The 24,050-nt window shown below is 61.6% G+C and carries 20 protein-coding genes and 2 pseudogenes; 16 read left to right on the plus strand and 6 right to left on the minus strand.

What is annotated here, in order from left to right; all coding sequences use genetic code 11:
* Positions 1–124: 124 nt before the first annotated feature.
* The 7 genes and pseudogenes from PBDP_RS14025 (at position 125) to PBDP_RS30305 (ending at position 9,743) form a co-directional block, all read left to right on the plus strand.
* Positions 125–892 (plus strand): coniferyl-alcohol dehydrogenase, encoded by a 768-nt coding sequence (locus tag PBDP_RS14025; RefSeq protein WP_109755334.1) that lies wholly within the window; start codon positions 125–127, stop codon positions 890–892.
* Positions 893–1,001: 109 nt separating this feature from the next.
* Positions 1,002–2,648 (plus strand): DUF1302 domain-containing protein, encoded by a 1,647-nt coding sequence (locus PBDP_RS14030; RefSeq protein ID WP_109755335.1) that lies wholly within the window; start codon positions 1,002–1,004, stop codon positions 2,646–2,648.
* Between the two features lie 18 nt (positions 2,649–2,666).
* A complete protein-coding gene (locus PBDP_RS14035) occupies positions 2,667–4,028 on the plus strand; it encodes a DUF1329 domain-containing protein (RefSeq protein WP_109755336.1) in 1,362 nt (453 codons plus the stop codon).
* Between the two features lie 84 nt (positions 4,029–4,112).
* Positions 4,113–5,192, plus strand: coding sequence for a WD40/YVTN/BNR-like repeat-containing protein (locus tag PBDP_RS14040; RefSeq protein WP_212802418.1), 1,080 nt, complete (start codon positions 4,113–4,115; stop codon positions 5,190–5,192).
* Between the two features lie 43 nt (positions 5,193–5,235).
* The gene (locus PBDP_RS14045; protein ID WP_109755338.1) at positions 5,236–7,671 is read left to right on the plus strand and encodes an efflux RND transporter permease subunit; all 2,436 of its coding nucleotides are present in this window, start codon (positions 5,236–5,238) and stop codon (positions 7,669–7,671) included.
* 113 nt (positions 7,672–7,784) lie between these two features.
* Positions 7,785–8,888 (plus strand): annotated as a pseudogene (locus tag PBDP_RS30300) (methyl-accepting chemotaxis protein); the annotation flags it as partial.
* Positions 8,880–9,743, plus strand: coding sequence for a methyl-accepting chemotaxis protein (locus tag PBDP_RS30305; protein WP_502936875.1), 864 nt, complete (start codon positions 8,880–8,882; stop codon positions 9,741–9,743). The pseudogene PBDP_RS30300 and the gene PBDP_RS30305, both read left to right, overlap by 9 nt.
* A 12-nt stretch (positions 9,744–9,755) precedes the next feature.
* Here the strand turns inward: PBDP_RS30305 and PBDP_RS14055 are convergent, their stop codons facing one another.
* Positions 9,756–10,244 carry a MarR family winged helix-turn-helix transcriptional regulator gene (locus PBDP_RS14055; RefSeq protein WP_109755340.1) on the minus strand — a complete coding sequence of 163 codons (489 nt, stop codon included), beginning with the start codon at positions 10,242–10,244 and terminating at the stop codon, positions 9,756–9,758.
* 214 nt (positions 10,245–10,458) lie between these two features.
* On the opposite strand from PBDP_RS14055, the gene PBDP_RS14060 reads away from it, so the two are divergent.
* The 3 genes from PBDP_RS14060 (at position 10,459) to PBDP_RS14070 (ending at position 14,863) form a co-directional block, all read left to right on the plus strand.
* Positions 10,459–11,289 (plus strand): p-hydroxycinnamoyl CoA hydratase/lyase, encoded by an 831-nt coding sequence (locus tag PBDP_RS14060; RefSeq protein WP_109755341.1) that lies wholly within the window; start codon positions 10,459–10,461, stop codon positions 11,287–11,289.
* A 108-nt stretch (positions 11,290–11,397) separates the two neighbouring features.
* Positions 11,398–12,846 carry an aldehyde dehydrogenase gene (locus PBDP_RS14065; RefSeq protein WP_212802420.1) on the plus strand — a complete coding sequence of 483 codons (1,449 nt, stop codon included), beginning with the start codon at positions 11,398–11,400 and terminating at the stop codon, positions 12,844–12,846.
* Between the two features lie 139 nt (positions 12,847–12,985).
* Complete coding sequence (locus tag PBDP_RS14070; protein WP_163853772.1) at positions 12,986–14,863, plus strand: feruloyl-CoA synthase; 1,878 nt, start codon at positions 12,986–12,988, stop codon at positions 14,861–14,863.
* 182 nt (positions 14,864–15,045) lie between these two features.
* On the opposite strand, the gene PBDP_RS14075 is transcribed toward PBDP_RS14070, so the two are convergent.
* Positions 15,046–15,363: an ElaB/YgaM/YqjD family protein gene (locus PBDP_RS14075; protein ID WP_163853770.1), complete on the minus strand. Its 318-nt coding sequence runs from the start codon at positions 15,361–15,363 to the stop codon at positions 15,046–15,048.
* A gap of 158 nt (positions 15,364–15,521) precedes the next feature.
* On the opposite strand from PBDP_RS14075, the gene PBDP_RS14080 reads away from it, so the two are divergent.
* On the plus strand, positions 15,522–15,776 hold the full coding sequence (locus PBDP_RS14080) for a hypothetical protein (RefSeq protein ID WP_003181187.1): 255 nt from the start codon (positions 15,522–15,524) through the stop codon (positions 15,774–15,776).
* A 3-nt stretch (positions 15,777–15,779) separates the two neighbouring features.
* Here PBDP_RS14080 and PBDP_RS14085 read toward each other — a convergent pair whose 3' ends face one another.
* Positions 15,780–16,688, minus strand: a complete 909-nt coding sequence (locus PBDP_RS14085; protein WP_212802503.1) for a LysR family transcriptional regulator — start codon at positions 16,686–16,688, stop codon at positions 15,780–15,782.
* Between the two features lie 86 nt (positions 16,689–16,774).
* Here PBDP_RS14085 and PBDP_RS14090 point away from each other — a divergent pair, with 86 nt between their 5' ends.
* The gene (locus PBDP_RS14090; RefSeq protein ID WP_163853768.1) at positions 16,775–17,698 is read left to right on the plus strand and encodes a carbon-nitrogen hydrolase family protein; all 924 of its coding nucleotides are present in this window, start codon (positions 16,775–16,777) and stop codon (positions 17,696–17,698) included.
* A 1-nt stretch (position 17,699) separates the two neighbouring features.
* Here PBDP_RS14090 and PBDP_RS14095 read toward each other — a convergent pair whose 3' ends face one another.
* The gene (locus PBDP_RS14095) at positions 17,700–18,170 is read right to left on the minus strand and encodes an LEA/WHy family protein (RefSeq protein ID WP_109755346.1); all 471 of its coding nucleotides are present in this window, start codon (positions 18,168–18,170) and stop codon (positions 17,700–17,702) included.
* Between the two features lie 269 nt (positions 18,171–18,439).
* Between PBDP_RS14095 and PBDP_RS14100 the strand changes: the two are divergent.
* From PBDP_RS14100 to PBDP_RS14115, 4 genes and pseudogenes are all read left to right on the plus strand, one after another.
* Positions 18,440–19,155: pseudogene (locus PBDP_RS14100) on the plus strand (helix-turn-helix transcriptional regulator).
* A 51-nt stretch (positions 19,156–19,206) separates the two neighbouring features.
* Positions 19,207–19,548, plus strand: a complete 342-nt coding sequence (locus PBDP_RS14105; protein ID WP_212802421.1) for a nuclear transport factor 2 family protein — start codon at positions 19,207–19,209, stop codon at positions 19,546–19,548.
* 259 nt (positions 19,549–19,807) lie between these two features.
* Positions 19,808–20,929 carry a cell division protein ZapE gene (zapE, locus tag PBDP_RS14110; RefSeq protein ID WP_109755349.1) on the plus strand — a complete coding sequence of 374 codons (1,122 nt, stop codon included), beginning with the start codon at positions 19,808–19,810 and terminating at the stop codon, positions 20,927–20,929.
* Between the two features lie 56 nt (positions 20,930–20,985).
* The gene (locus tag PBDP_RS14115; RefSeq protein ID WP_163853763.1) at positions 20,986–21,480 is read left to right on the plus strand and encodes a GNAT family N-acetyltransferase; all 495 of its coding nucleotides are present in this window, start codon (positions 20,986–20,988) and stop codon (positions 21,478–21,480) included.
* A 24-nt stretch (positions 21,481–21,504) separates the two neighbouring features.
* Here the strand turns inward: PBDP_RS14115 and PBDP_RS14120 are convergent, their stop codons facing one another.
* Positions 21,505–23,244: a phosphoethanolamine transferase CptA gene (locus tag PBDP_RS14120; RefSeq protein ID WP_212802422.1), complete on the minus strand. Its 1,740-nt coding sequence runs from the start codon at positions 23,242–23,244 to the stop codon at positions 21,505–21,507.
* A 388-nt stretch (positions 23,245–23,632) separates the two neighbouring features.
* Positions 23,633–23,806: a DUF6026 family protein gene (locus PBDP_RS14125; RefSeq protein WP_018601582.1), complete on the minus strand. Its 174-nt coding sequence runs from the start codon at positions 23,804–23,806 to the stop codon at positions 23,633–23,635.
* Positions 23,807–24,050: the final 244 nt, after the last annotated feature.

Below are 24,050 nucleotides of genomic sequence, written 5' to 3' on the forward strand. Positions count from 1 at the left end.
ATTGTCCAGAGATGGCATATCGCTTGCTACAACTAGTTACCGACATTAACTAATTCGGCGAATAACAATATGGCTTGGCTGTCGCCCTAACGCGGGCAGCACAAGCACGAATCGGGGAACCCGTATGAAGCTGACCAGTAAAAGGATAGTCGTGACCGGGGTGTCCTCGGGCATTGGCGCCGAAACCGCCCGAATCCTGCGTGCCCACGGCGCCATCGTCATCGGCATGGATCGCAATGAGCCCCACCTGAGCCTGGATCATTTCATCCAGGCTGACCTCAGTCACCCGGATGCCATCGACGCGGCGGTGCGGCAGTTACCGGACACCCTCGACGGCCTGTGCAATATCGCCGGGGTGCCGGGCACCGCCGATCCACAACGGGTTGCCCAGATCAATTATCTGGGGCTGCGCCATCTCTGCGCAGCGCTGCTGCCGCGTATCCGTGCCGGTGGCAGCATCGTCAACGTCGCTTCGATCCTGGGCGCGGAGTGGCCACTGCGGGTGGATCTGCACAAGGCCTTGGCCCGTACCGACAGTTTTGCGGATGGCCAGGCCTGGTTGGCCGAACACCCGGTGCCTCCGGAGAGCTGCTACCAGTACTTCAAAGAAGCCTTGATCGTCTGGAACGCGTTGCAGGCCCAGCCATGGTTCTTGCAGACCTCGGTTCGCATGAACTGCGTGGCTCCGGGCCCGGTGTTCACCCCAATCCTGGGTGATTTCGTCGCCATGCTCGGTAAAGAGCGCATCGACGCTGACGCCCACCGCATGAAACGCCCGGCCTACGCCGATGAGGTGGCGGCCGCCATTGCCTTCCTGTGCGCTGACGAATCTCGCTGGGTCAATGGCATCAACCTGCCCGTCGATGGGGGGCTGGCGTCCACTTACGTCTGAATGAGGAACCTTGGGCCACGCCTTTTCGCGCAATTCATTGTCGGTCGTTTTCGAGCGAATGATCGGCTCATAAAACCTGCTTCCAACAACAAGAATAATGAGGAACAACATGCACAACTCTCGTTGCTATCCAGGCTTCAAGCGTTCCGCCATGGCGCTCTCGGTGTGTCTGGCGAGCTGGGCCGGCCAGTCTCAAGCCGCACAAATAGACTTGGGCGACAGTGAATGGCGTTTGCGTTGGGACAACACCATCAAATACAGCCAGGCCTGGCGACTCAACGGCGCCGACGACAATCTGGTCAACGCGCCGACGGCGGGAGGCTTGTATCCCTCGATACAAAGCCAGGGCGACAAGAACTTCAGCAGCGGCCTGGTCTCCAACCGCCTGGACCTGTTCAGTGAAATGGACCTGAGTCGGGAAAACTATGGCCTGCGCCTCAGCGGGGCGGCCTGGTACGACGATGTCTATAACAAGGACACCGACAGCAGCGACCAGCGCCACTTCCTCGACGATACCCGCGAACTGCACGGGCGTGACGCCGAGTTGCTGGACGCCTTCGTGTTCGTGCGCGGCGATGTCGGTGACGCAAGCCAGGGCACCGTGCGCCTCGGCCGACACAGCCTGATCTATGGCGAAAGCCTGTTCTACGGTGGCAACGGCATCGCCGCCGCCCAAGGGCCTAGCGACATCGTCAAGCTGCTCAGCGTACCAGGTACCCAGTTCAAGGAAATCCTGCGGCCGGTCAATCAAGTGTCCGGGCAGTTGCAGATCAACCCTCAGTTGTCGGTGGGTGCGTACTATCAGTTCGAATGGGAGCGTTCCAACCTGCCGGGTGCGGGCAGCTACCTGAGCGATAACGATGGCATCGGCAAAGGTTCGGGCGACTGGACTGAGGTGTTTGGCAACACCACCGTTCATGCCTCTGACATCGAAGCCAAAAATAGCGGGCAGGGCGGCATGCAACTGCGCTACAAGCCCGAAGGCACGGAGCTTGAGCTGGGCTTCTACGCCGCGAAGTATCACGACAAGGCCCCGAGCGCACTCTATGCCTACCTGGATGGTGCAGCGGCGGCCGCTACCGGGCTGCCGATCCTCGGCTCCTACCGCCAGGTCTACGCCGAAGACATCAAGACCGTCGGCGTCAGCTTCTCCACCGCTCACGGCCCGTTCAACTTCGCCGGCGAAAGCTCGGTGCGTTGGGATGCGCCCCTGGTGAGCAACCTGCAGGTGGTGACACCTGGCATGGCGGCCGACAACAGCGACAACGCGCTCTACGCCAAGGGCAAGACCGCGCACGTCAACCTCTCGACCATTTACCTGCTGTCGCCCAACGCATTATGGGACGGCGGTTCGGTACTCGCCGAACTGGCCTGGAACCGCACCCTCAGCGTTACCGAGAACCGTGCGGCATTGGACTCCAATACCACCCGTGACGCCACCGCACTGCGGGTGCTGGCCGAGCCGGCCTACTTCCAGGTGGCCGACGGCCTCGACCTGACCGTACCGGTGGGCTTTGGAGTGGTACTCGATGGGCGTTCCTCGGCGGTCAGCAAGGCCGGTTTCGGCAACACCCACGCCGGCGACTGGAGCGTCGGACTCAAGGCCACTTATTTGCAGCGCTGGGACTTCGGCGTGAACTACGTGAACTTCTTCGGCAAGAAGGAGGCGGGACTGCGCGAAGACGGCAACTTCAGCTATGGGCAATCGCTGGCCGACCGTGACTTCGTCTCCATGTACGTGAAAACCACATTCTAATAAGAGGTTTCATCCGCTATGCAAAGCAAATTTTCCTTGCGTATTTCGGCCCTGGCCATTGCCTTGTTAAGCGCCGGCCTGGTGCAGGCGGCGGTTTCCCCTGAGCAGGCCGCACGGCTTAATACCGACCTTACACCTATGGGCGCCGAGCGCGCCGGTAACAAAGACGGCAGCATCCCCGAATGGACCGGTGGCTACACCAAAGCGCCGGCAGGCTACAAGAACGGCGACAAGCGTGCCGACCCATTCGCTGCCGACAAGCCGCTGTATTCGGTGAGCGCGTCCAACATGGCCCAGTACGCCGATCAGTTGGCCGAGGGGACCAAGGCCCTGTTGCAGAAATATCCGGGCTACCGCCTGGACGTCTATCCGACCCGGCGCAGTGCCGCTGCCCCGCAGTGGGTGTATGACAACACCCTGAAGAACGCCACCCGTGCAAACCTCGAGGTGGAAACCGAGAAAGTCAGCGGTGCTTATGGCGGGATTCCCTTCCCATTGCCGCAGAACGGTGCCGAGGTGTTGTGGAACTACCGCCTGTCCTGGCAGGGTGGCGACACCTTCTATGCGCCTTTTGATACCTGGCTGATGACCGCTGGCGGCAAGAAGATCCAGGCCACCCGCGCGCGTTTCTGGTACCAGCATCCCTATTACTTCAAAGAGGGCAGCCTGGATACCTTTGATGGCAAGTTTCTGATCGGCAAGCTGGCCACGGAACTCCCGTCGTCCAAGGCGGGCGAGGGGCTGATGACCCATTGGGACATGGATCCGGGCAAGCGTGCCGCCTGGCAGTACCTGGTTGGCCAACGTCGGGTACGGCGTGCGCCGAACATTGCCTATGACACGCCGGACTTCGTCACCTCGGGCGTCGGCTTTTTCGACGAAGCCTTCATGATTTTCGGCCCGACCGACCGCCACGACCTCAAACTGATCGGCAAGAAAGAGCTGCTGGTGCCTTACAACAACAACCGCGCCGCGGCGGCACCCAGCGACGAGCTGGTCAAGCCGGGCTTCCTCAACCCGGATCTGGTGCGCTGGGAGAAACACCGGGTGTGGGTGGTGAGCGCGACGCTCAAGGACGGCAAGCGTCACGTGGTGCCCAAGCGCACCTATTACGTGGACGAGGACTCCTGGCAGGTGCTGCTGCTCGACGGGTATGACGCGCAAGGCAAGTTGGGCCGGCATAACTATTCGCTGACGCTGCTGGCGCCTGAAATGCCCGCGCTGACCGCGCAAATGATGTGGGGCAGCTACAACCTGGAGACCGGCGCCTACTTCCTGAACTCATCGGCCAACGACCTGGGCGTGCAGTACCAGAGCTATCCACGTCCGCCGTCCGCGTTTTTCACCCCGGATGCCATGGCCAGCGACAGCATGCGCTAACGGATTGCCCAGGGCGCCGAACCCCAGGTTCGGCGCGTTGTGCAATTAGCGTTTGGATAACTCTTATGGGTGGTTGGAGCAGACATGATCGTTAACTTTTCACTCACGAGGGTGCTGCCGGCGACCTTGCTGCTGGCGGCATTGCTGGTGCCAGGTTGGGCCGCGGCCAGCCCGCGGATTTCGCTACTCGACCAGGCAGCGCTGCAAAGTGCCAAGGCCGACCATGCGGTGCTGCTGGCGGTAACCCGTGCCGGCGAACGGCTGGTGGCGGTCGGCGAACGCGGCATCGTCCTGCTCTCTGATGACTCCGGCAAACACTGGCGCCAAGCCCGCGTGCCTGTGAGCGTCAGCCTGACGGCGGTGCAGTTTGTCGATGCCGAGCAGGGCTGGGCAGTCGGCCATATGGGCGTGATTCTTCACAGCTCGGATGGTGGTGAAACCTGGGTCAAACAACTCGATGGTGTCGCCGCCGCGCAGCTGGCGTTGGTGGCGGCGCAACAGGGCAACGACGCCAAGCAGCTCAAAGACGCCGAGCGACTGGTTGCCGATGGCCCGGACAAGCCATTTCTCGACCTGTACTTCAGCGACCGCCGTAACGGCTATGCCGTCGGCGCCTACGGCCTGATTCTGCGCACCGTGGACGGTGGCGACAACTGGCAGCCATGGATGCAACAGGTGGATAACCCCGAGGGCCTCAATCTGTACGGTATTCGCGCCGCCGGCGGCGCGCTGTTCATCGTGGGTGAGCGCGGTCTGCTGCTGCGTTCCAGCGATAACGGTCGCAGCTTCCAGGCGCTGGACTCGCCCTATGACGGCAGTTTTTTTGGCCTGCAGGGCGGCGCCGGTGGAACGTTGGTGGCCTTCGGGCTGCGTGGCAACGCTTATTGGTCGAACGACCAGGGGGCCAGCTGGCGACGCATCGAAACCGGCTTGGAGGTAGCGTTTTCTGCGGCCACCAAACTGCCTGACGGCGCGCTGGTGCTGGTCAGCCAGGCTGGCGATCTGCTGATCAGTCCGAGTCAAGGGAGCAGCTTTAGGCACCTGGCCGGCCCGACCGGCACCTCGGTTGCAGGTTTAGTGGCTGCCCCGGATGGCAGTTTGATCTGCGTCGGCATGAGTGGCCCGACCCGTCTCAACCAAGACCTTTTCTCGGCCCAACGCTGAAACAACCTGCCAGAGCCCTACACGGCCGAATTTGGAGTCCGATGTGAACGACCATAATCCCTCCCTTGAACAGCAAGTGGTGATCGCCCGCCTGGAGGATTTCGATCCGCGTTCCGGCAACCTGGGTGAGCGGGCGATTTTCAACCACCGGCCCTGGGTGATTCTGCTCTGCTTGCTGGTGACCTTGGTGCTGGGTTTCCAGGCCAGCAAGATCGGCCTCAACGCCAGTTTCGAGAAGACCATCCCGGCCTCTCACCCTTACGTCGCCAACTTTCTCGAGCGGCGTAGCGAATTGAGCGGCTTGGGCAATTCGATTCGCATCGCGGTGGAGATCAAGGACGGCAGTATCTTCGACAAGGACTACCTCGAGGTCCTGGCCAAGCTCAACGACGAGATCTATTTGCTGCCCGGCGTCGACAAACCTTATATGAAGTCGTTATGGACGCCGACGACCCGCTGGACCGCGGTGACGGAGGAGGGGCTCGATGGCGGTACGGTGATCCCGGACGCCTATGACGGTTCTGCGGCGAGCCTGGAGCAGGTACGCACCAATGTGGCCCGTTCCGGTGAGATCGGCCAACTGGTGGCCGGCAATTTCCAGTCCAGCGTGATATTCGTGCCGCTGCTGGAACTCAATCCGGTGACCGGCAAGGCCTTGGATGCTGGCGAGTTCTCCCGGCAATTGGAGGCCTTGCGCGACAAGTACCAGAGCGATCGAATCCAGATTCACATCACCGGATTCACCAAGATCATCGGCGACCTGATCGCCGGATTGGTCCAGGTCATGCTGTTCTTCGTGGTTGCCGTGCTGGTGACCGTGGCGGTGCTCTACTGGTATACCCGTTGTGCGCGCAGCACGTCGCTGGTGGTGCTCTGCTCGCTGGTGGCGGTGCTCTGGCAGATAGGCCTGCTCGCCAGCCTCGGTTACGACCTTGACCCTTACTCGGCGCTGGTGCCTTTTTTGGTGTTCGCCATCGGCATGAGTCACGGCGCGCAGAAGATGAACGGCATCATGCAGGACATCGGTCGAGGCACGCACCGGGTGGTCGCTGCGCGCTATACCTTCCGCCGGCTGTTCGCCGCCGGCATGACCGCGTTGCTCTGCGATGCGGTGGGCTTCGCCGTGCTGATGGTGATCAAGATCCGAGTGATCCAGGACCTGGCGATCACCGCCAGTATCGGCGTGGCGGTGCTGATCTTCACCAACCTGATCCTGCTGCCTATTTTGCTCAGTTATATCGGCGTCGGCGCCAAGGCGGCCGAGCGCAGTTTGCGGGCGGAAACCGCCGAGCTGAAAGCGAACGTCAAACATCCGCTCTGGAGTTTTCTCGATCTGTTCACCCGGCGCTCCTGGGCCTATGTGGCTTGCCTGGCCGGTCTGGCCCTGGCGATCGGTGGTTTCGCCATCAGCCTGCACTTGAAGATCGGCGACCTCGATCCCGGCGCCCCGGAGCTACGCCCAGACTCGCGCTACAACCGCGATGCAGCCTTCATGACGCAAAACTATGCGGCCAGTTCGGACATCTTCGTGGTCATGGTGAAAACCCCGGAAGACCAATGCACCCGTTACACAACCCTGGCGGCGGTGGACGCCCTGGCCTGGCAGCTCGAGCAATTGCCGGGCGTCGAATCGACCAACTCCATGGCCGCCCTGAGCAAGATCGCCGCCGCCGGTTATAACGAGGGCAACTTCAAGTGGTACGAGTTGATCCCCAACGACGGCGCTCTCGGCGCGGTACAGACGCGCGCGCCACGAGAACTGTTCAACCAGGGCTGTTCACTGCTCTCGCTCTACGTTTACCTGGCCGACCATAAGGCCGAAACCCTGGAACGGGTGGTGCAGGCCAGCGAAGCGTTTATCGCCCAACAGCACCTGCCGGAGGTGAAGTTCATGCTTGCCGCGGGGAGCGCCGGGATCGAGGCGGCGACCAATATCGTGGTGAAGAAAGCCATGCGCGAGATGCTGTTCTGGGTCTACGGTGCGGTGATCCTGCTCTGCTGGGTGACCTTCCGTTCCTGGCGTGCGGTGCTTGCCGCCGTGCTGCCGCTGATGCTCACCTCGATCCTCTGCGAGGCATTGATGGTCGGCCTCGGCATGGGGGTCAAGGTGGCGACCTTGCCAGTGATCGCCCTGGGGGTGGGCATTGGTGTCGACTATGCGCTCTACGTGCTGAGCGTCATCCTGACGCACATGCGTGCTGGCGCCACGCTGTCCGAGGCCTACTACCGCGCGCTGTTATTCACCGGCAAGGTGGTGCTATTGACCGGCATCAGCCTGGCCATCGCCGTGGCGACCTGGGCTTTCTCGCCGATCAAGTTTCAGGCCGACATGGGCATCCTGCTGGCCTTCATGTTCCTGGTGAACATGCTTGGCGCGCTGATCCTGCTGCCGGCTTTGGCGTACTTCCTGTTGCCGAAACGGTTGTTCGCAAAAAAGCCTGAGGTTGCCAGCGCGTTGCAGCCGGTCGAAGAGGGCTGACAGGCGGCACGCTGGCAACCATGGAGGTGGGCCGGGCAAGCCAACGCGGCTTGCCCGGGCCTGGATACGCCAACAATGCTGCTGAATTCCCTTCAGGCATAAGGATAAGAACAATGCTGAAGAAAACTGCCCGGTTGCTCGTCGACTGTTCGGTGGGGCAGAAACTGCTGCTCGGTTTCGGCCTGGTTTCCCTGCTCGCGGTGGTCGCTATCGCCCAGGGTCTGTATGCCACCGCCAGCCTGCTTGAACACAGCCTACAGGTCAGCACCATGGTGGAGATCAATCACCTGACGCTGCAGATGCGCAATGCCGAGAAAACCTACGCACTGGATCCCGAGCCCCTGGCGATGCGCGAGGTCAAGGAACTGATAGGCACACTCGGCGCTCGGCTCCAGGCGGTAAAGGCGCAGGTAACTGCCACCGATGTGCCCTTGCTGACCGCGATGCAGCGATCCATCGAGGATTACCAAGGCCAGTTCGCACAGTTTGTCGATCACCAACGCCTGGCGGCAGAGGCGTTGCGTCATATGCAGGAACAGGCTGAGCAGGCCCGCCTGCAGTTCGAGACTGTCGAACTGGATATGTACGACCAGGTACGCGACGTATTGAACAGCGGCCAGGCGCTGGAGGGTGATCCGCTGAGCCTGGCAGAACAGGCCTCGGCACTGCTGCGAAAATTGCTGGTCGCCCGCAATAACGAGTTTGTCTATGTGGGCGAGGGCGCACCGGCTGCTCTCCAACGCTGGGACGAATTGGTGGAGGAAATGAGCAACGCCCTGGAGTTGCTCCAGGGCCGGGTGGATGAGAGCTCCGAGGCGTCCCTGGCGGCGGCAAAGGCGGCTTTGGTCGAATATCGCAAGGCGTTTGCGCGCTATCGCGAGAGCCGTGGGCTAAGCAAACAAACCGCCGTGCAGATGGACGCCCAGGCGCAAACCGTATTGAGCCAGGTCGAACAGGCCGCCGCCGACAGGCAGGTACAGATGGGCGAACGCGGCCATTCAGTCATGCGGCTGCAAGCAGTGGGGGCCGTGGTGATCGTCGTCCTGGCGTTGTTGGCCTCCCTGGTTATCCGTCATCTGATCGTCGTGCCCCTGCGCGAAGCGTTGCAGGCTGCCCAGCGTATTGCCCACGGCGACTTGAGTGGTGCAGCCAATAACATGACTGCACGACGAGACGAGTTGGGAGAGTTGATGGCGGCGGTGGAGGACATGACAGCCAATTTGCGCCAACTGGTCACGCGCATCGGATCGAGTGTTGCAGGCCTTGGGCAAACGACCGCGGCGCTGGGTGCATTCAGTACCCAGAGTCATGGCGCTGCCCAACGCCAACGGGTCGAGACCGAGCACGCGGCCACGGCCATGCAACAAATGACGATCACTGTCCAGCAGGTGGCACAGAACGCCGAGCAAGCCTCGCAAGCGGCCGACGAAGCGGATAACCAGGCGCGCCGTGGCGAGCAGATCGTGCAACGGGCGAGTGAGCAGATCGATCGTTTAGCGGCTGAGATGGTGCGTTCCGAGCAGGCCATCCACTCCTTGCAACAGCAGGTCGAGAGTATCGGTACCGTCGTCGATGTGATTACCTCGATCGCCGAACAGACCAACCTGCTAGCGCTCAATGCCGCAATCGAAGCCGCCCGGGCGGGGGAGCAGGGGCGCGGTTTTGCCGTGGTCGCCGATGAAGTACGTGCGCTGGCGCGACGGACCCAGGAATCGACCCACAAGATCGAGACGCTGATCGCCGGTTTACAGCATCTTTCCCGGCACAGCGTCGAGCAGATCCAAGGGTGCGGGCGTTTGATGGCAGACACCGTGTCGCTTGCCGATCAGGTGAGTACCGCATTGGGTGGCATCGCCGGTGCAGTGTCGACCATCGAGCAGATGAACCAGCAAAACGCTGCCAGCGCTCAGCAGCAAAGTGTTGTGGCCGAGGAGGTGGGCCGCAATGTCAGGCAGGTGCGAAACGAGGCCGAGCATTGCGCGGGAGTTAATCAGCAGGTGGTGCTGGCGTGTGGTGACCTGGAGAGTCTGGAACATGAATTACGTGAGGCTGTTGCACAGTTTAGGACCTGAGCGCGCTGGCTCTTACTGCTGATAAACCTTCTTCAGCAACCGCAGCAACTCCTCCCGCTCGCCACCCGAAAGGGCTGCCGTGGAGTCCAGGTCGCTCTGTGCGGCAATCTGCTTGAGTTCCTTGAGCAAGGTTTCGCCGGTCTTGCTGAGGAATATCCCATAGGAGCGCTTGTCTGGCTTGCAGCGTACCCGCACGGCCAGGGCCCGGCTTTCGAGTTTGTTCAACAGCGGCACTACTTGCGGCGGTTCGATCGCCAGGGCCTTGGCCAGGTCGGCCTGCATCAAGCCGGGGTTCTGGTCGATGATCGCCAACGCCGAAAATTGGGCCGGCCGCAGATCGTGGGCGGCGAGCCGGCCGATCAGGTTCTGGAACAGTTTCAACTGGGCACGGCGCAGGGCATAACCGATCAGGTCATCCAGCGCAGAGTCCAGCGGCGCCTGCGCCTCGGTGCCGGCAGCCAGGAGTTCGGCGGGTTCGGCAGGCTTGGAAGACTTGGCCATCGCAGAAAGCATCCTCAAAGTGAGTAATTAACAAGGCTATCCAGTTTGCCGGGGTTTGGGCGCCATGGCTACGGTGAAACACATATTTGTTGATTTGCTGCTCCTCCAGGACCGCGAAAGAAATACAGATAAATTAGCTAATAGTTAATTGACATAACTAATTTTCCGGTTTAGTTTTTGATCATCTACAGCCCAGAACAAGAGAGCACGCAGCATGAGCAATTACGAAGGTCGCTGGAAAACGGTTAAGGTCGATATCGAGGAGGGCATTGCCTGGGTCACCCTCAATCGTCCGGAAAAACGCAACGCCATGAGCCCGACCCTCAACCGCGAGATGATCGATGTGCTCGAGACCCTGGAGCAGGATCCGGCCGCAGGCGTATTGGTGCTGACCGGGGCCGGTGATGCCTGGACCGCCGGCATGGACCTCAAGGAGTATTTCCGCGAAGTGGACGCCGGGCCGGAAATCCTCCAGGAGAAAATCCGTCGCGAAGCCTCGCAGTGGCAATGGAAGCTGCTGCGCATGTACGCCAAGCCGACCATCGCCATGGTCAATGGCTGGTGCTTCGGCGGCGGTTTCAGCCCGTTGGTGGCGTGCGACCTGGCGATCTGCGCCGATGAGGCGACCTTCGGTCTCTCGGAAATCAACTGGGGCATCCCGCCCGGCAACCTGGTCAGCAAGGCCATGGCCGACACCGTGGGCCACCGCCAGTCGCTGTACTACATCATGACCGGCAAGACCTTCGGCGGGCAGAAAGCTGCCGAGATGGGCCTGGTCAATGAAAGCGTGCCCCTGGCGCAATTGCGTGAAGTCACTCTGGAGCTGGCGCGCAACCTGCTGGAAAAGAACCCGGTGGTGCTGCGCGCCGCCAAGCATGGCTTCAAGCGTTGCCGCGAACTGACCTGGGAGCAGAACGAGGATTACCTGTACGCCAAGCTCGACCAGTCGCGCCTGCTCGACACCGAGGGTGGCCGCGAGCAGGGGATGAAGCAGTTCCTCGACGACAAGAGCATCAAACCTGGCTTGCAGACCTATAAGCGCTGAGTCGACAAGTGAATAGCGGGCCGCATCCCGCTGTTCGCTGCGTCGCCCTGACGCTACTGTTACACCACTGCGATGCATTCCCGATAAAGACAATAAAGAGGAATCACCATGCTGGACGTGCCCCTGTTGATCGGCGGTCAGTCGTGCCCCGCCCGTGACGGCCGGACCTTCGAGCGCTGCAACCCGGTGACCGGTGAAGTGGTCTCGCGCGTGGCCGCCGCCACCCTGGAAGATGCCGACGCCGCCGTGGCCGCGGCCCAAGCCGCGTTTCCCACCTGGGCCGCCCTGGCGCCCAACGAGCGCCGCACGCGTCTGTTGCGGGCGGCCGAGCAGTTGCAGGCTCGTAGCGGTGAGTTTATCGCCGCGGTCGGCGAGACCGGCGCCATGGCCAACTGGTACGGTTTCAACGTGCACCTGGCGGCGAACATGCTCCGCGAAGCCGCGTCGATGACCACCCAGATCAATGGCGAAATCATTCCTTCCGACGTGCCTGGCAGTTTCGCCATGGCCCTGCGCCAGCCCTGCGGTGTGGTGCTGGGCATCGCCCCCTGGAACGCCCCGGTGATTCTCGCCACCCGGGCCATCGCCATGCCCCTGGCCTGCGGTAACACCGTGGTGCTCAAGGCTTCCGAGATAAGCCCGGCGGTGCACCGGCTGATCGGCCAGGTACTGCAAGACGCAGGGTTGGGTGACGGTGTGGTCAACGTGATCTGTAACGCACCTGCGGACGCGCCGGCCATTGTCGAACGGTTGATCGCCAACCCGGCGGTACGCCGGGTCAATTTCACCGGCTCGACCCACGTCGGGCGCATTGTCGGCGAACTGTCGGCGCGCCATCTCAAGCCGGCCTTGCTGGAACTGGGCGGCAAGGCGCCGCTGTTGGTGCTGGACGACGCCGATCTGGACGCCGCCGTGCAAGCGGCGGCCTTCGGGGCTTACTTCAACCAGGGCCAGATCTGCATGTCCACCGAGCGACTGATCGTCGATGCCCGCGTGGCGGATGAGTTCGTCGCCCGGCTGACTGCCAAGATCGCCACCCTGCGCGCTGGCGATCCGGCGGCCAGTGATTCGGTGCTGGGCTCGTTGGTCGATGCCGGTGCCGGCCAGCGCATCAAGGGGCTGATCGACGATGCCCTCGCCAAAGGTGCAAGGCTGGTTACGGGTGGGCAGTTGGAAGGCAGCATCCTGCAACCGACCTTGCTCGACGGCGTCACTGCGCAGATGCGCCTGTACCGCGAAGAGTCCTTCGGGCCGGTGGCAGTGTTGCTGCGCGGTAACGGCGATGAAGAGCTGCTGCGCCTGGCCAACGATTCCGAGTTCGGCCTGTCGGCTGCCATCTTCAGTCGCGACACGAGCCGTGCGCTGGCCTTGGCCCAGCGGGTCGAGTCGGGCATTTGCCACATCAACGGGCCGACCGTGCACGACGAGGCGCAGATGCCCTTCGGTGGGGTCAAGTCCAGTGGTTACGGCAGCTTTGGCGGCAAGGCGTCCATCGAGCATTTCACTCAGTTGCGTTGGGTGACCTTGCAGAACGGCCCCCGGCATTACCCGATCTGAAATCCGTCGCATTGGGGGGCCGAGCCTTGAACGCCGTCGCCCCGATGCAGGCCAGAATAACAATGACAAGGCCGCAGCCCAGTGCTGCCACGCTCCGCTCGTATCGCGACCCGAGCGTGCCTTGGTGGAGGAAATGTACGTGAGTTCCGAGTCCAGATCATCCTCCCGACCCGAGGCCGGGCGCTATCGCCAGGTGTCGATTGGTCATCCTGCCGTCGAAGTCCGAGAAGAACGTGGCATCTTGCACATGCGTTCCCTGGAGCCCCTGGCCCCGCTGCCGGCACGTTTGCTCGAACGCCTGGTGCACTGGGCCGAGGTGCGCCCACAGCAGACGTTTATCGCGGCCCGTGAGGCCAGCGGTGACTGGCGCCGGGTCAGCTACGCGCAGATGCTTGACAGTGTCCGGGCCATCGCCCAAAGCCTGCTCGGTTACGGTTTGTCGGCGGAAAAACCCTTGGCGCTGCTCTCGGGCAACGACATCGAACACCTGCAAATGGCCCTCGGCGCGATGTACGCCGGTATTCCCTATTGCCCGGTATCGCCGGCTTATTCATTGCTCTCCCAGGATTTCGCCAAGCTGCGCCACGTCTGCGATCTATTGCAGCCGGGGCTGGTGTTTGTCAGCGAAGCCGCACCGTTCGAACGTGCGATCACTGCTGTACTGCCGGCGAATGTTCCCTTGATTACGGTACGTGGCGAGATGGCCGGCCGGTCCAGGACAAGCTTCGCCAGCCTGCTGGCGCAACCCGGCGGCGTCGAGGCCGAGCAGGCGTTCGCCGCCACAGGCCCGGACAGCATCGCCAAGTTCTTGTTTACCTCTGGCTCCACCAAGTTGCCCAAGGCGGTGATCACCACCCAGCGTATGCTTTGCGCCAATCAGCAAATGCTTCTGCAAACCTTTCCGGTGTTCGGCGAAGAGCCGCCGGTGCTGGTGGACTGGTTGCCGTGGAACCACACGTTCGGTGGCAGTCATAACGTCGGCATCGTGCTGTACAACGGCGGCACGTTCTACCTGGACAACGGCAAACCCACTGCCCAAGGTTTCGCCGAAACCCTGCGCAACCTCAAGGAAATTTCGCCCACTGCCTACCTGACCGTGCCCAAGGGCTGGGAGGAACTGGTCAGCGCCCTGGAGCAGGACGGTGAGTTGCGCGAGCGCTTTTTCAAGCGCATCAGCCTGTTCTTCTTTGCCGCGGCAGGTTTGTCCCAAAGCACCTGGGACCGGCTCGACAAGGTTGCCGAGCAGCATTGCGGCGAACGGATCCGCATGATGGCGGGCCTGGGCATGACCGAGGCGTCGCCGTCCTGCACCTTCACCACCGGGCCATTGTCCATGGCCGGCTACATTGGCCTTCCGGCCCCCGGTTGCGAAGTGCGCCTGGTGCCGGTGGACGGCAAGTTCGAAGGGCGCTTTCGCGGGCCGCACATCATGCCTGGCTACTGGCGCTCGCCGCAGCAGACCCTTGAGGTATTCGACGAGGACGGTTTCTATTGCTCGGGGGATGCAATCAAGCTGGCCGATCCCGGCAATCCGCAACTGGGACTGATGTTCGATGGGCGGATCGCCGAGGATTTCAAGTTGTCTTCCGGTGTGTTCGTCAGCGTTGGGCCGCTGCGCAACCGGGCGGTGCTGGAGGGCACGCCCTACGTCCAGGACCTGGTGATCACCGCGCCGGATCGCGAGTGCCTGGGCGCGCTGGTGTTTCCACGGCTTGCTGAGTGCCGACGTCTTTCAGGCCTGGGCGCGGATGCCAGCGATGCCGAGGTTCTCGCCAGCGAACCGGTACGCCAATGGTTCGCCGACTGGTTGCAACGCCTGAACCGCCAAGCCAGCGGCAATGCCAGTCGGATGGAGTGGATTGCCTTGCTCGATGAACCGGCGTCCATTGATCGAGGTGAAATCACCGACAAGGGCTCGATTAACCAGCGGGCGGTATTGCAGTGGCGGGCAGGGAAAGTCGAGGCGTTGTATCGAGGGGAGGATGCGTCGATCCTGCGGGCGGACCCTGCTGCCTGAGGCAAGGCCTTGTGAGTGTGCACACATCGCATGCCTACTCACCCCCCTGTGGGAGCGAGCCTGCTCGCGATAGCGGTAGTTCAGCAGAACTAATGTCGCCTGACATATCGCTATCGCGAGCAGGCTCGCTCCCACAGGACTAACCACTTAGAAAATCTCTTGGGCGTTCTGAGGGCTGTTGCTCAACGCCGTCCCAGCAGCAAGCCCACCACCAGCCCGAAACCGGCGGAAATCGCCACGGTCTGCCATGGGTGGCCACCGATGTAGACCTCGGTGGCATCGACCATGGGACGGGTGCGTTCCCGCGCGCTGGCAACCGAATCAAGCGCTTGCTGCAGTTTCTGGGAGATCTGGCCCCGCAGGTCCTCAGCGTCTTCGCCTACCAGCGAGGCACTGCTTTTGAGCAGCTTCTCCGACTCTTCGATCAACGCCTTCAGTTCGCTGAAAGCTTGATCCTTGATTTGCTCTCCATTCGCTTGCACGGTGTTTTTACGGGCCATTGAAGTACTCCTTGCTGAGATGGCGTTGAACAATGGAGTGCTGCGCTTGCACAAAAGTTGCACGTTCGGCCTTGGTAGCGCAGCCCAACACAAATCGTGGTTAAGACGTTTCCCTGCAAGGTGTAAGATGGCGGCTATTTACGCAACAGGTAATTCCCATGAGCTTCAATCTGGCTGACAAGCCCCTGGCCGAGCGCGCTGCGCTGGAAGACGAAAAATCCCGACTCTTTGAACTGTGGCAAAACAACCTGGGCAAGGCCAAGGGCGATGCCGCCCGCCTGTTCGGCGAGCGCTCCAAGCGCAAGGGCAAGTGGGCCGAGTGGGTGCGTGCCGAACTGGACGGTATGTCGCCGCCGGAATACGCCAACATGGTGCGCAGTGAAGTCAACCGACTGATGGCTGCCAACAAATAAGCCTTAGGCAAATGTTGCCGCAATGGCTTCGCGAACCTTGAGCACTGCCGGGTCCATTTGCGTGTGGGTTCGCCATCCCAGCTCGATGGGGTAGCGGGGCAGCGCCAGGGGGCAGGGCAGCAAGGCCAGGCCACTGAGGCCCGCGATGGCCCGGGCGGCATGGGTCGGGATGGTCGCCACTGCCTGGCTGCCCTTGAGCAGGAACGGCAACGCGGCAAAGTGAGTGGTCGAGGCGCAGACCCGCCGGCTCAGGCCAAGCCCGGCCAGCCCTTCATCGGTGATGCCGATGAAGCCCCCTGAAGACACCAGCAAATGCTCACGGGCCACGAACGCTTCCAGGCTGAGGGTTTGTTGGCCCTGCGCCAGGCTCGCCGGGTCCAGGAGGCAGGCGTAATCGCCTTCGCCCAACACCTGGCGGCTGAGCAAGCGCTGCGCGAAACCACCTGCGGTGATCGCCAGGTCAAGGCTGCGCTCCATCAGGGCCCGGCCGACGATCTTGCTGTGGGTCTGGCGGAAAATCAAGCGCAACCCCGGCGCACGCCGGGCCACTTCGTCGATCAGGCGGCGCCCATGGGCAATCTCGAAATCGTCCGACAGGCCGACGATGACCGAGCGGCCCTCATAGTGGCTGGCACCCGGATCGACCATCGCCAGGCTCTGGCGACATTTGTCCAGGGCTTCGCTGATCACCGGTTTCAGTTGATTGGCCCGCAGCGTCGGCGCCAGGCCCCGGCCCGTGCGCACGAATAATTGATCGTCATACAAACCGCGAAGCCTGCGCAGGGCCGCGCTGATGGCCGACTGGGTCACGCCCAGGCGCAGGGCGGCACGGCTGGCGCTGGATTCGTCATGCAGGGCTTCGAAGGTCTTGAGCAGATTGAGGTCGATATCGGCGATATTCATGAGGCTCATATCATTTAGCAGCATTCGGGGCTTTATTCATGATCGACCGCTCCTTGAGAATCAGCAATACCTGATGATCAAGGAGTTGAAAGACCATGCCCAAATCCATTGTGGCTGCCCTGCAGATCGGTTCGTTGCCGGGTGGCAAGGACGCGACCCTGGCGCAGATCCTTTCCTATGAAAACGCCATCCGCGAGGCCGGTGCCCGCTTGGTGGTGATGCCCGAAGCCTTGCTCGGTGGCTATCCCAAGGGCGAAGGCTTCGGCACTCAATTGGGTTACCGCCTGCCGGAAGGACGTGAGGCGTTTGCCCGTTACTTTGCCAATGCCATCGACGTGCCCGGCGTTGAAACCGAGGCGTTGGCCGGGCTGTCGGCGCGCACCGGGGCGAGCCTGGTGCTGGGCGTCATCGAGCGGGCCGGCAGCACCCTATATTGCACCGCGCTGTATTTCGAGCCGGAGGCGGGCCTGGTGGCCAGGCACCGCAAGTTGATGCCTACCGGCACCGAGCGGCTGATCTGGGGCAAGGGCGATGGTTCGACCTTGCCGGTGATCGACAGCCAGGTCGGCCGGGTTGGCGCGGCGGTGTGCTGGGAAAACATGATGCCGCTGCTGCGCACCGCGATGTACGCCAAAGGCGTGGAGGTCTGGTGTGCGCCGACGGTGGATGAGCGGGAGATGTGGCAGGTGACCATGCGCCATATTGCCCACGAAGGACGTTGCTTCGTGGTCAGCGCCTGTCAGGTCCAGGCCTCGCCACAGGCATTGGGCATCGAGGTTGCGAACTGGCCGGCCGAGCGTGCATTGATTGCTGGCGGCAGTGTGATCGTCGGCCCCATGGGCGATGTGTTGGCCGGGCCGCTGAAAGACATCGCCGGGTTGCTGACCGCCGAAATCGACACCGATGAGCTGGTACGGGCGCGCTACGACTATGACGTGGTGGGGCACTACGCCAGGCCGGATGTGTTCGAACTGGTGGTGGACGAGCGCGCCAAGCCCGGTGTGCGTTTCATCGCTTGATTCACCAGTTGGCCGCGGAACCCGGCAGGTCGAGGGTGCCGCGGTCGACGAAGCGCAGGGTACCGAATACACCACCGGCGAGCTTGCCCTTGAGCACATAGGGCAGGTTGTCCAGGCTTTGGGTCTGGCTCAGGCCCAGGGTCTGGCGCAGCACGGAAAACGCCGAAATGCTCACCGGGACGCTCACGATCGCCTCGGAAAAGCGTGGGATGGAGCCGGACTGGTCACTGACTCCCGTCGCCAGCGTACGGCCGTTGACCTCCAGGTCCAGCGCCACGCCGTTGTAGTCGATGGCGGTTTCGTTGGGGTTCTGCACGCGCAGTTTCACGGCGAAACGCACCTCCAGGCCCTGGTTGGGCAACGGCTCGATGCCGACCACGTTGATGTTCAGCGGATCGCGGTGAGGAAAGAGGGCGCAGGCGCTCAGGCTGAGCAGCATCAGGAGAAGGGAAAAGCCGAGGATTCTGCGCATGGATAGACTCTCAAAGAATGAAAAAACGAACCCTTGTGGCGAGGGGATTTATCCCCGTTGGACTGCGCAGCAGTCCCAAAAATCTGAATCCAACCAGTCGAGTCGGGCTAGATCATCCATTTTGGGGCCGCTTCGCGCCACAGCGGGGATAAATCCCCTCGCCACAAAGCCAGTATGTTGCTGGGGTGACCGTGAACCAAGGCTCCTGACAGTTTCTGACACCAGCCTCTGCTAATCTGCGTCAACTTTTTCCTTACGGACTGTCCATCGTGTCGCGTACCACTCGGCTGCTCACTTTGCTGCAAGTCTTGCGGGGCAAGCGTTGCCCAGTCACTGCTGCGGCATTGGCGGGCGAACTGAATGTTTCCGAGCGCACCTTGTACCGTGATATCGCCGAACTCACGGCCCTCGGCGCGCCGATCCAGGGCGAGGCGGGCATCGGTTATGTGTTGCGCAGTGGCCTGTTCCTGCCGCCACTGATGTTCACCGCCGATGAAATCGAGGCCATTGTGCTGGGTTTGCGCTACGTCGATCAGCGCGCCGACGAGGTGCTGGGCAAGGCCGCCGCCGACGCCCTGGCGAAGGTCGCCGCGGTGCTGGCGCCCGATGTACGGGACGCCTTGCGCAACCCCACGGTACTGCCCGGCCCACCGGGTTATGGCTATCCGCAGAACACCGTGGAACTGAATGTCTACCGCCAGGCCATTCGCGCCCAGGCCAAGCTGCACATCGATTACGCCGATGTGAACAAGACCCCGAGCCAACGCTTGATCTGGCCCTGGCGCTGGGCTTTTTCAATGAGGCGCGGGTGGTGGTGGCCTGGTGTGAATTGCGCGGTGCCTATCGGACTTTTCGCACCGATCGGATTGCCGCTGCCACCGAGCAGGGCGAGCGCTATCCCGGGCGGCGCAGTGATTTGCTGCGGGACTGGTTTGCCCTGATGAAGTTGGATGAAACCGGGCGGTTCACTCCTGACAAAAACTGACACAGTGCTGTTCTAGCATGGGGCCAGATCGATAAAACAAGGAGCCATGCCATGTCCAACCCCGTCTCTTCCCTGGCCCCGGCCATCGCCGGCTACATTGCGGCCGCCAATGCCCGTGACAGTTCGGCGGTGACGCGTTACTTCGCCGAGGATGCCAACGTGTTCGATGAAGGCCAGCACCGTGCAGGCACCCAGGCCATCGCCCAATGGATGGAAGACACCGCCCAACGTTTCCAGCCACGGGTGGAAGTCCTCAATGTTCAGCAACGTACTGGCAAGGTGCTGGTGCAAAACCTGATCTCCGGGACGTTCCCCGGCAGCCCGTTGGAGTTGCGCTACACCTTCCGGCTCGATGAGCAGGGCAAGATCAGTCGGCTGGATATCTCGGTTTAGCGTTGCGCGTCCTGTAATGTGAACCCTGTTGTGGCGAGGGGATTTATCCCCGCTGGGTTGCGCGGCAACCCCAAAAGGCACTGCGGTGCATCAGGTAGACCGCGCCGGTTGGTTTGCGACTGCTGCGCAGCCGAGCGGGGATAAATCCCCTCGCCACAGAGGGGGGCATCATCTCCCCGGTCCAGACAGCTCTGCGCAGTGTTTCGCCTGTCGCCCGTCATGGCATACTCCCCACCTTCGTTTTCCGGACCCGGGCCGTATGACTTTCGACTCCCCCTTGAGTGCCTGGCAGCATGCCATCGAACACCACGGCTTCGTCCAGGACGAGGCCCAGGAATTGGCCATCATGACGCTGGAGCAATGCCACAAGGCGTTGCACGAGGGGCGCAAGTCAATCAAGGGCGTTTATCTCTGGGGCCCGGTGGGACGTGGCAAGACCTGGCTGATGGACCGCTTCTATGAAAGCCTCAAGGTGCCGGCCCGTCGCCAACACTTCCATCATTTCATGGCGTGGGTGCATCAGCGTTCGTTCCAGCTCACCGGCACGCCGGATCCTTTGCAAGCCCTGGCCCGGGAGTTGAGCCAGCAAGTGCGGGTGCTGTGTTTTGATGAGCTGTTTGTCACCGACATTGGCGACGCCATGATCCTCGGGCGCCTGTTCCAGGTGATGTTCGAACTGGGCATGGTGGTGGTGAGCACGTCCAACCTGCCGCCGGAAGAGCTCTATGCCAACGGCCACAACCGTGAGCGGTTTCTGTCGACCATCACGGCGATCAAGCAGCACATGCAGGTCGTGCCGGTAAACGGATGGCAGGATCATCGCCAGCATCCGGGCAGATTGCAGCAGCGTTACTGGCTGCGTGATCCCGGGCAACCGGATCCGTTGGGCGAGGTTTTCGGTCAGTTGACCGTTGGCCAGGCACTGGCCAGCGGGCCGATCGAAGTGGGGCATCGCCGGCTCCAGCCGGTCGGAGCCAGCGACACCGTTCTCTGGAGCCGTTATCCGGATCTTTGCGAGCAGCCTTTATCGGCCGTGGATTTCATGGCCCTGTGTGACCGCTTCAACGTTATCTTGCTCAGTGACGTGCCTTGCCTGAGTGCCGAACAGCGTGAAGGGCGCATCGCCCGTGGCACGGAAGACGGCGTGGCGCGGGTCGAGGCGGGTGATCGCGAGTTGCCGCAGCTGTCGATCCACGACGACGGTGTCCGGCGGTTCATCGCCCTGGTCGACGAATGCTATGACCGCAAGGTGCCGTTGTACCTGTCGGCCGCGGTACCGATGGATGAGTTGTACACCCAGGGCTATCTGCAATTCCCGTTTCGCCGTACTCTCAGTCGCCTCCAGGAAATGCAAATGCAACGTTTTGGTCAGCAAGGCTGACTGTATCTTGCCGGCGGCATCGAGTCGCCGGTACTACCGAAGTGAGATGGAAGGTCATGGAAGAAGCCAAGGGCATTCTTGTTCTGCAAGCCAGCTACACCAACCCGGTCCACGCCGAAGCGATCTGTCATGTGCTCAATGGCTATGCCGAGGACCCGATGGGGGGTGGTCATTCGCTGCCTCCCGAGGTGCTGCTGCACCTTCCTGAAGAACTGGCCAAGCGCCCCCATGCCTTTAGTGTGCTGGCTTTCGTCAATGGCGAACCGGCGGGGTTGGTCAATTGTTTCGAGGGTTTTTCAACCTTCGCTTGTCGGCCGCTGGTGAATATCCACGACATGATAGTCATGAAGGAGTTTCGCGGCCTGGGCCTGAGCCAGAAGATGCTGCAGAAGGTCGAGGACATCGCCCGTCAGCGTGGCTGCTGCAAAATCACCCTGGAAGTGCTCGAGGGTAATGCCGTGGCGCAAGGCAGTTATACCAAGTTCGGTTTTGCCGCCGGCATGTTCGACCCGGCCCACGGCACGATGCAGTTCTGGATCAAGCCCCTGTAAAAGCGGGCATCTGGCTGGTTCAGGTTATTTCTGCACGACTTCAGCCAACGGCGCCTTGGGCTGCATCAGGCTGAAGTCGATCAGGGCCTTGCGCGGGGCTTGATAGGGGTTGCCGATCAGCAGCGGACGGGCCTTGAAGTCATCGCTGACCAGGCTCTTGCTGCGGTCCAGCTCATCAAAACTCAAGCCCGCCAGGTCGGCCCAGGTGTGAATCAGGTGCGAGCTGCTGTAGGGCCGTGAAAGGTCGCCGGCAAAGTTCCAGTCATGGCTTTCGCGCCACTTGGGCGAGGCCCAGGCCATGAAGGGGATGGTGTACATCGGCGCGGTCGGCTTGCCTTCGTTACGGCCCAGCGTGCCGTGACCTGGCGAGTCGAACACGTCTTCACCATGGTCCGACAGGTACAGCAGGAAACCGTTGGGGTCGGTCTTGGCGTAATCCTTGATCAGGCTGGACACGACGAAGTCGTTGTACAGCACCGCGTTATCGTAGCTGTTGTAGGTCGGGACCTGATCGTCACGCAAGCTCGCCGGTACGCCCTGACGGTCGGTGAACTTGTTGAATGTCGGCGGGTAGCGATACTGGTAACTCATGTGGGTGCCGAGCAGGTGCACCACGATGAGCTTGCGCGGAGCGCTGTCGGCCAAGGCCTTGTTGAACGGTTCGATCACATCACCATCGTATTGCGCGGCATTCTGGTTACGGTTGTTGTTCAAGTACACCTGCTCGTCGGCCTGCTGGGAAAAGGTCGTAAGCATGGTGTTGCGCTTGGTCATGGTCTGCTGGTTGGTAATCCAGAAAGTCTTGTAGCCGGCCTGCTTCATCATGCTCACCAGCGACGGCGTGCTCAGGTACAGGTCCGGGTTCTGTTCGTCGGCGAACGTCAGCACCTGCTGCAAGGCTTCGATGGTATAGGGGCGCGGGGTGATGACGTTGTCGAACACCGAAAGCTGGTCCTTGAGCTTGTCCAGTTCCGGTGTGGTTTCCCTTGGGTAACCGTAGAGGCTCATGCGCTGGCGATTGGTGGACTCGCCGATCACCAGCACCAAGGTCGCGGGCTGGTCGGCCATGGCATCCTTGAGGTTGCGCAGTGGCGCGATCTTGCTGGCGCTGTGGAGCATGCCTTGCATGTTCTCCAGCTGTTCACCGTAGCGACGGTAGGCCACCAGCATCTGCCACGGCACCGCCGGCTCGATGCGATCTTCGAACTTCTCCAGGCCACCGGCGAAGCTGCCGGTACGCTGGGTCTGCTTGATCAGCGGATAGCCGACCACGGCCAGGACAATGGCGACTGCTGCGACCAGGGCCTGGCCCCGGGGCAGGTACACCGGGCGCAGGCGGGTCCAGAGCCAATAGCCGACGGCGGTATGGGCCAGGAACGCCGCCACCATCCACCAGGCAAAATACTGAGTCAGGTACTCACCAGCTTCAGACACGTTCGATTCGAACATGATGAAAATGACGCTCTGGGAAAATTCTTGCTGATAGATGAAGAAATAGCCCAGGCTGGCCATGGAGCAGGCCCACAGCACCACGCCGATCAATGCGGCGAGCAAGCGTGTACGGGCGGGGAAGAGCAGCATAGGCGCCAGCCATACCGCGCTCATCACGAACGCTTGGCGAAAGCCGGTGAAGCCGGAGGTGTCGCTCAGCAGAATGAGCAGTTGGGTGATGCCCGAAAAGTACCAGAAGAACAGAAACAGCCAGCCGAGTCCGGCCCAGTCGAAACCTTTCGCAGTCGTTTTGCTGCGTTTGAACAAGCTCATCAAGCGCTCCAGCCCTTATCGACGAAGCTGCCGGCACCGGATTGGCGACCGCAGGCATTACGCCGAACAACCTATAGGCCGGGGAGTATTGCGAGGCGGTTGTGAAAAGTTCGTGAGTTTTTCGGATACAAATCGGTAACTTGGCGCGAATGCACCCAGGCGAGGGAGGTATTTGTGACGTGTATTCACCTGAGAGCAAGCCCTGTGGGAGCAAGGCTGGCCTGCGATGAACGATGCCGCAAGTTCAGCCTTTCGACCGCCGCGCGGCTATCGCAGGCAAGCTTTGCTGCCGCGGATAGAACCCTCGCCACAAGTACGCATGGCGGGTTTACAGGCGAGTGACACCGGAATGCCAGTGTCACTTGCTGGCGCTGTGCCTCTGGGGCGCTTACCGCGCCAGGGACTGGCTTTGGTGGGGCAGTTGTGCGTGCTGCAGTTGCATGCGCAACTGCATCACTTCATCGAGCAGCAGATCGCGTTCTTCCTTGAGTAGGCGCAATTCATCGCGACGAATGGTCACATAAAGGGTTTGGGGAGGACGTGCGGTAACGACAGGGCCCATTGCTCACCTCGCAAATGGCGTACATCAACTATAGAGATGTCGCCAGTATTTGGTCGACACCTCTACTATCGGCGCCGATTCTGATTTCTTTTGCTTGTGATTGGAACTTTTTTATTTTTCATGGTCGCTGTGTCTTTGGCCGGATCGTGAGCGTTATCCCTTGTGATCGCTCGAATTACCCGGAAACTATGCGGCAATGCTCTGGACTAACCTCCACTAGTCGATAGCGTTTCATCTTTGACAC

The sequence above is a fragment of the Pseudomonas sp. St290 genome, from assembly GCF_018325805.1.
Lineage (GTDB): Bacteria > Pseudomonadota > Gammaproteobacteria > Pseudomonadales > Pseudomonadaceae > Aquipseudomonas > Aquipseudomonas bijieensis.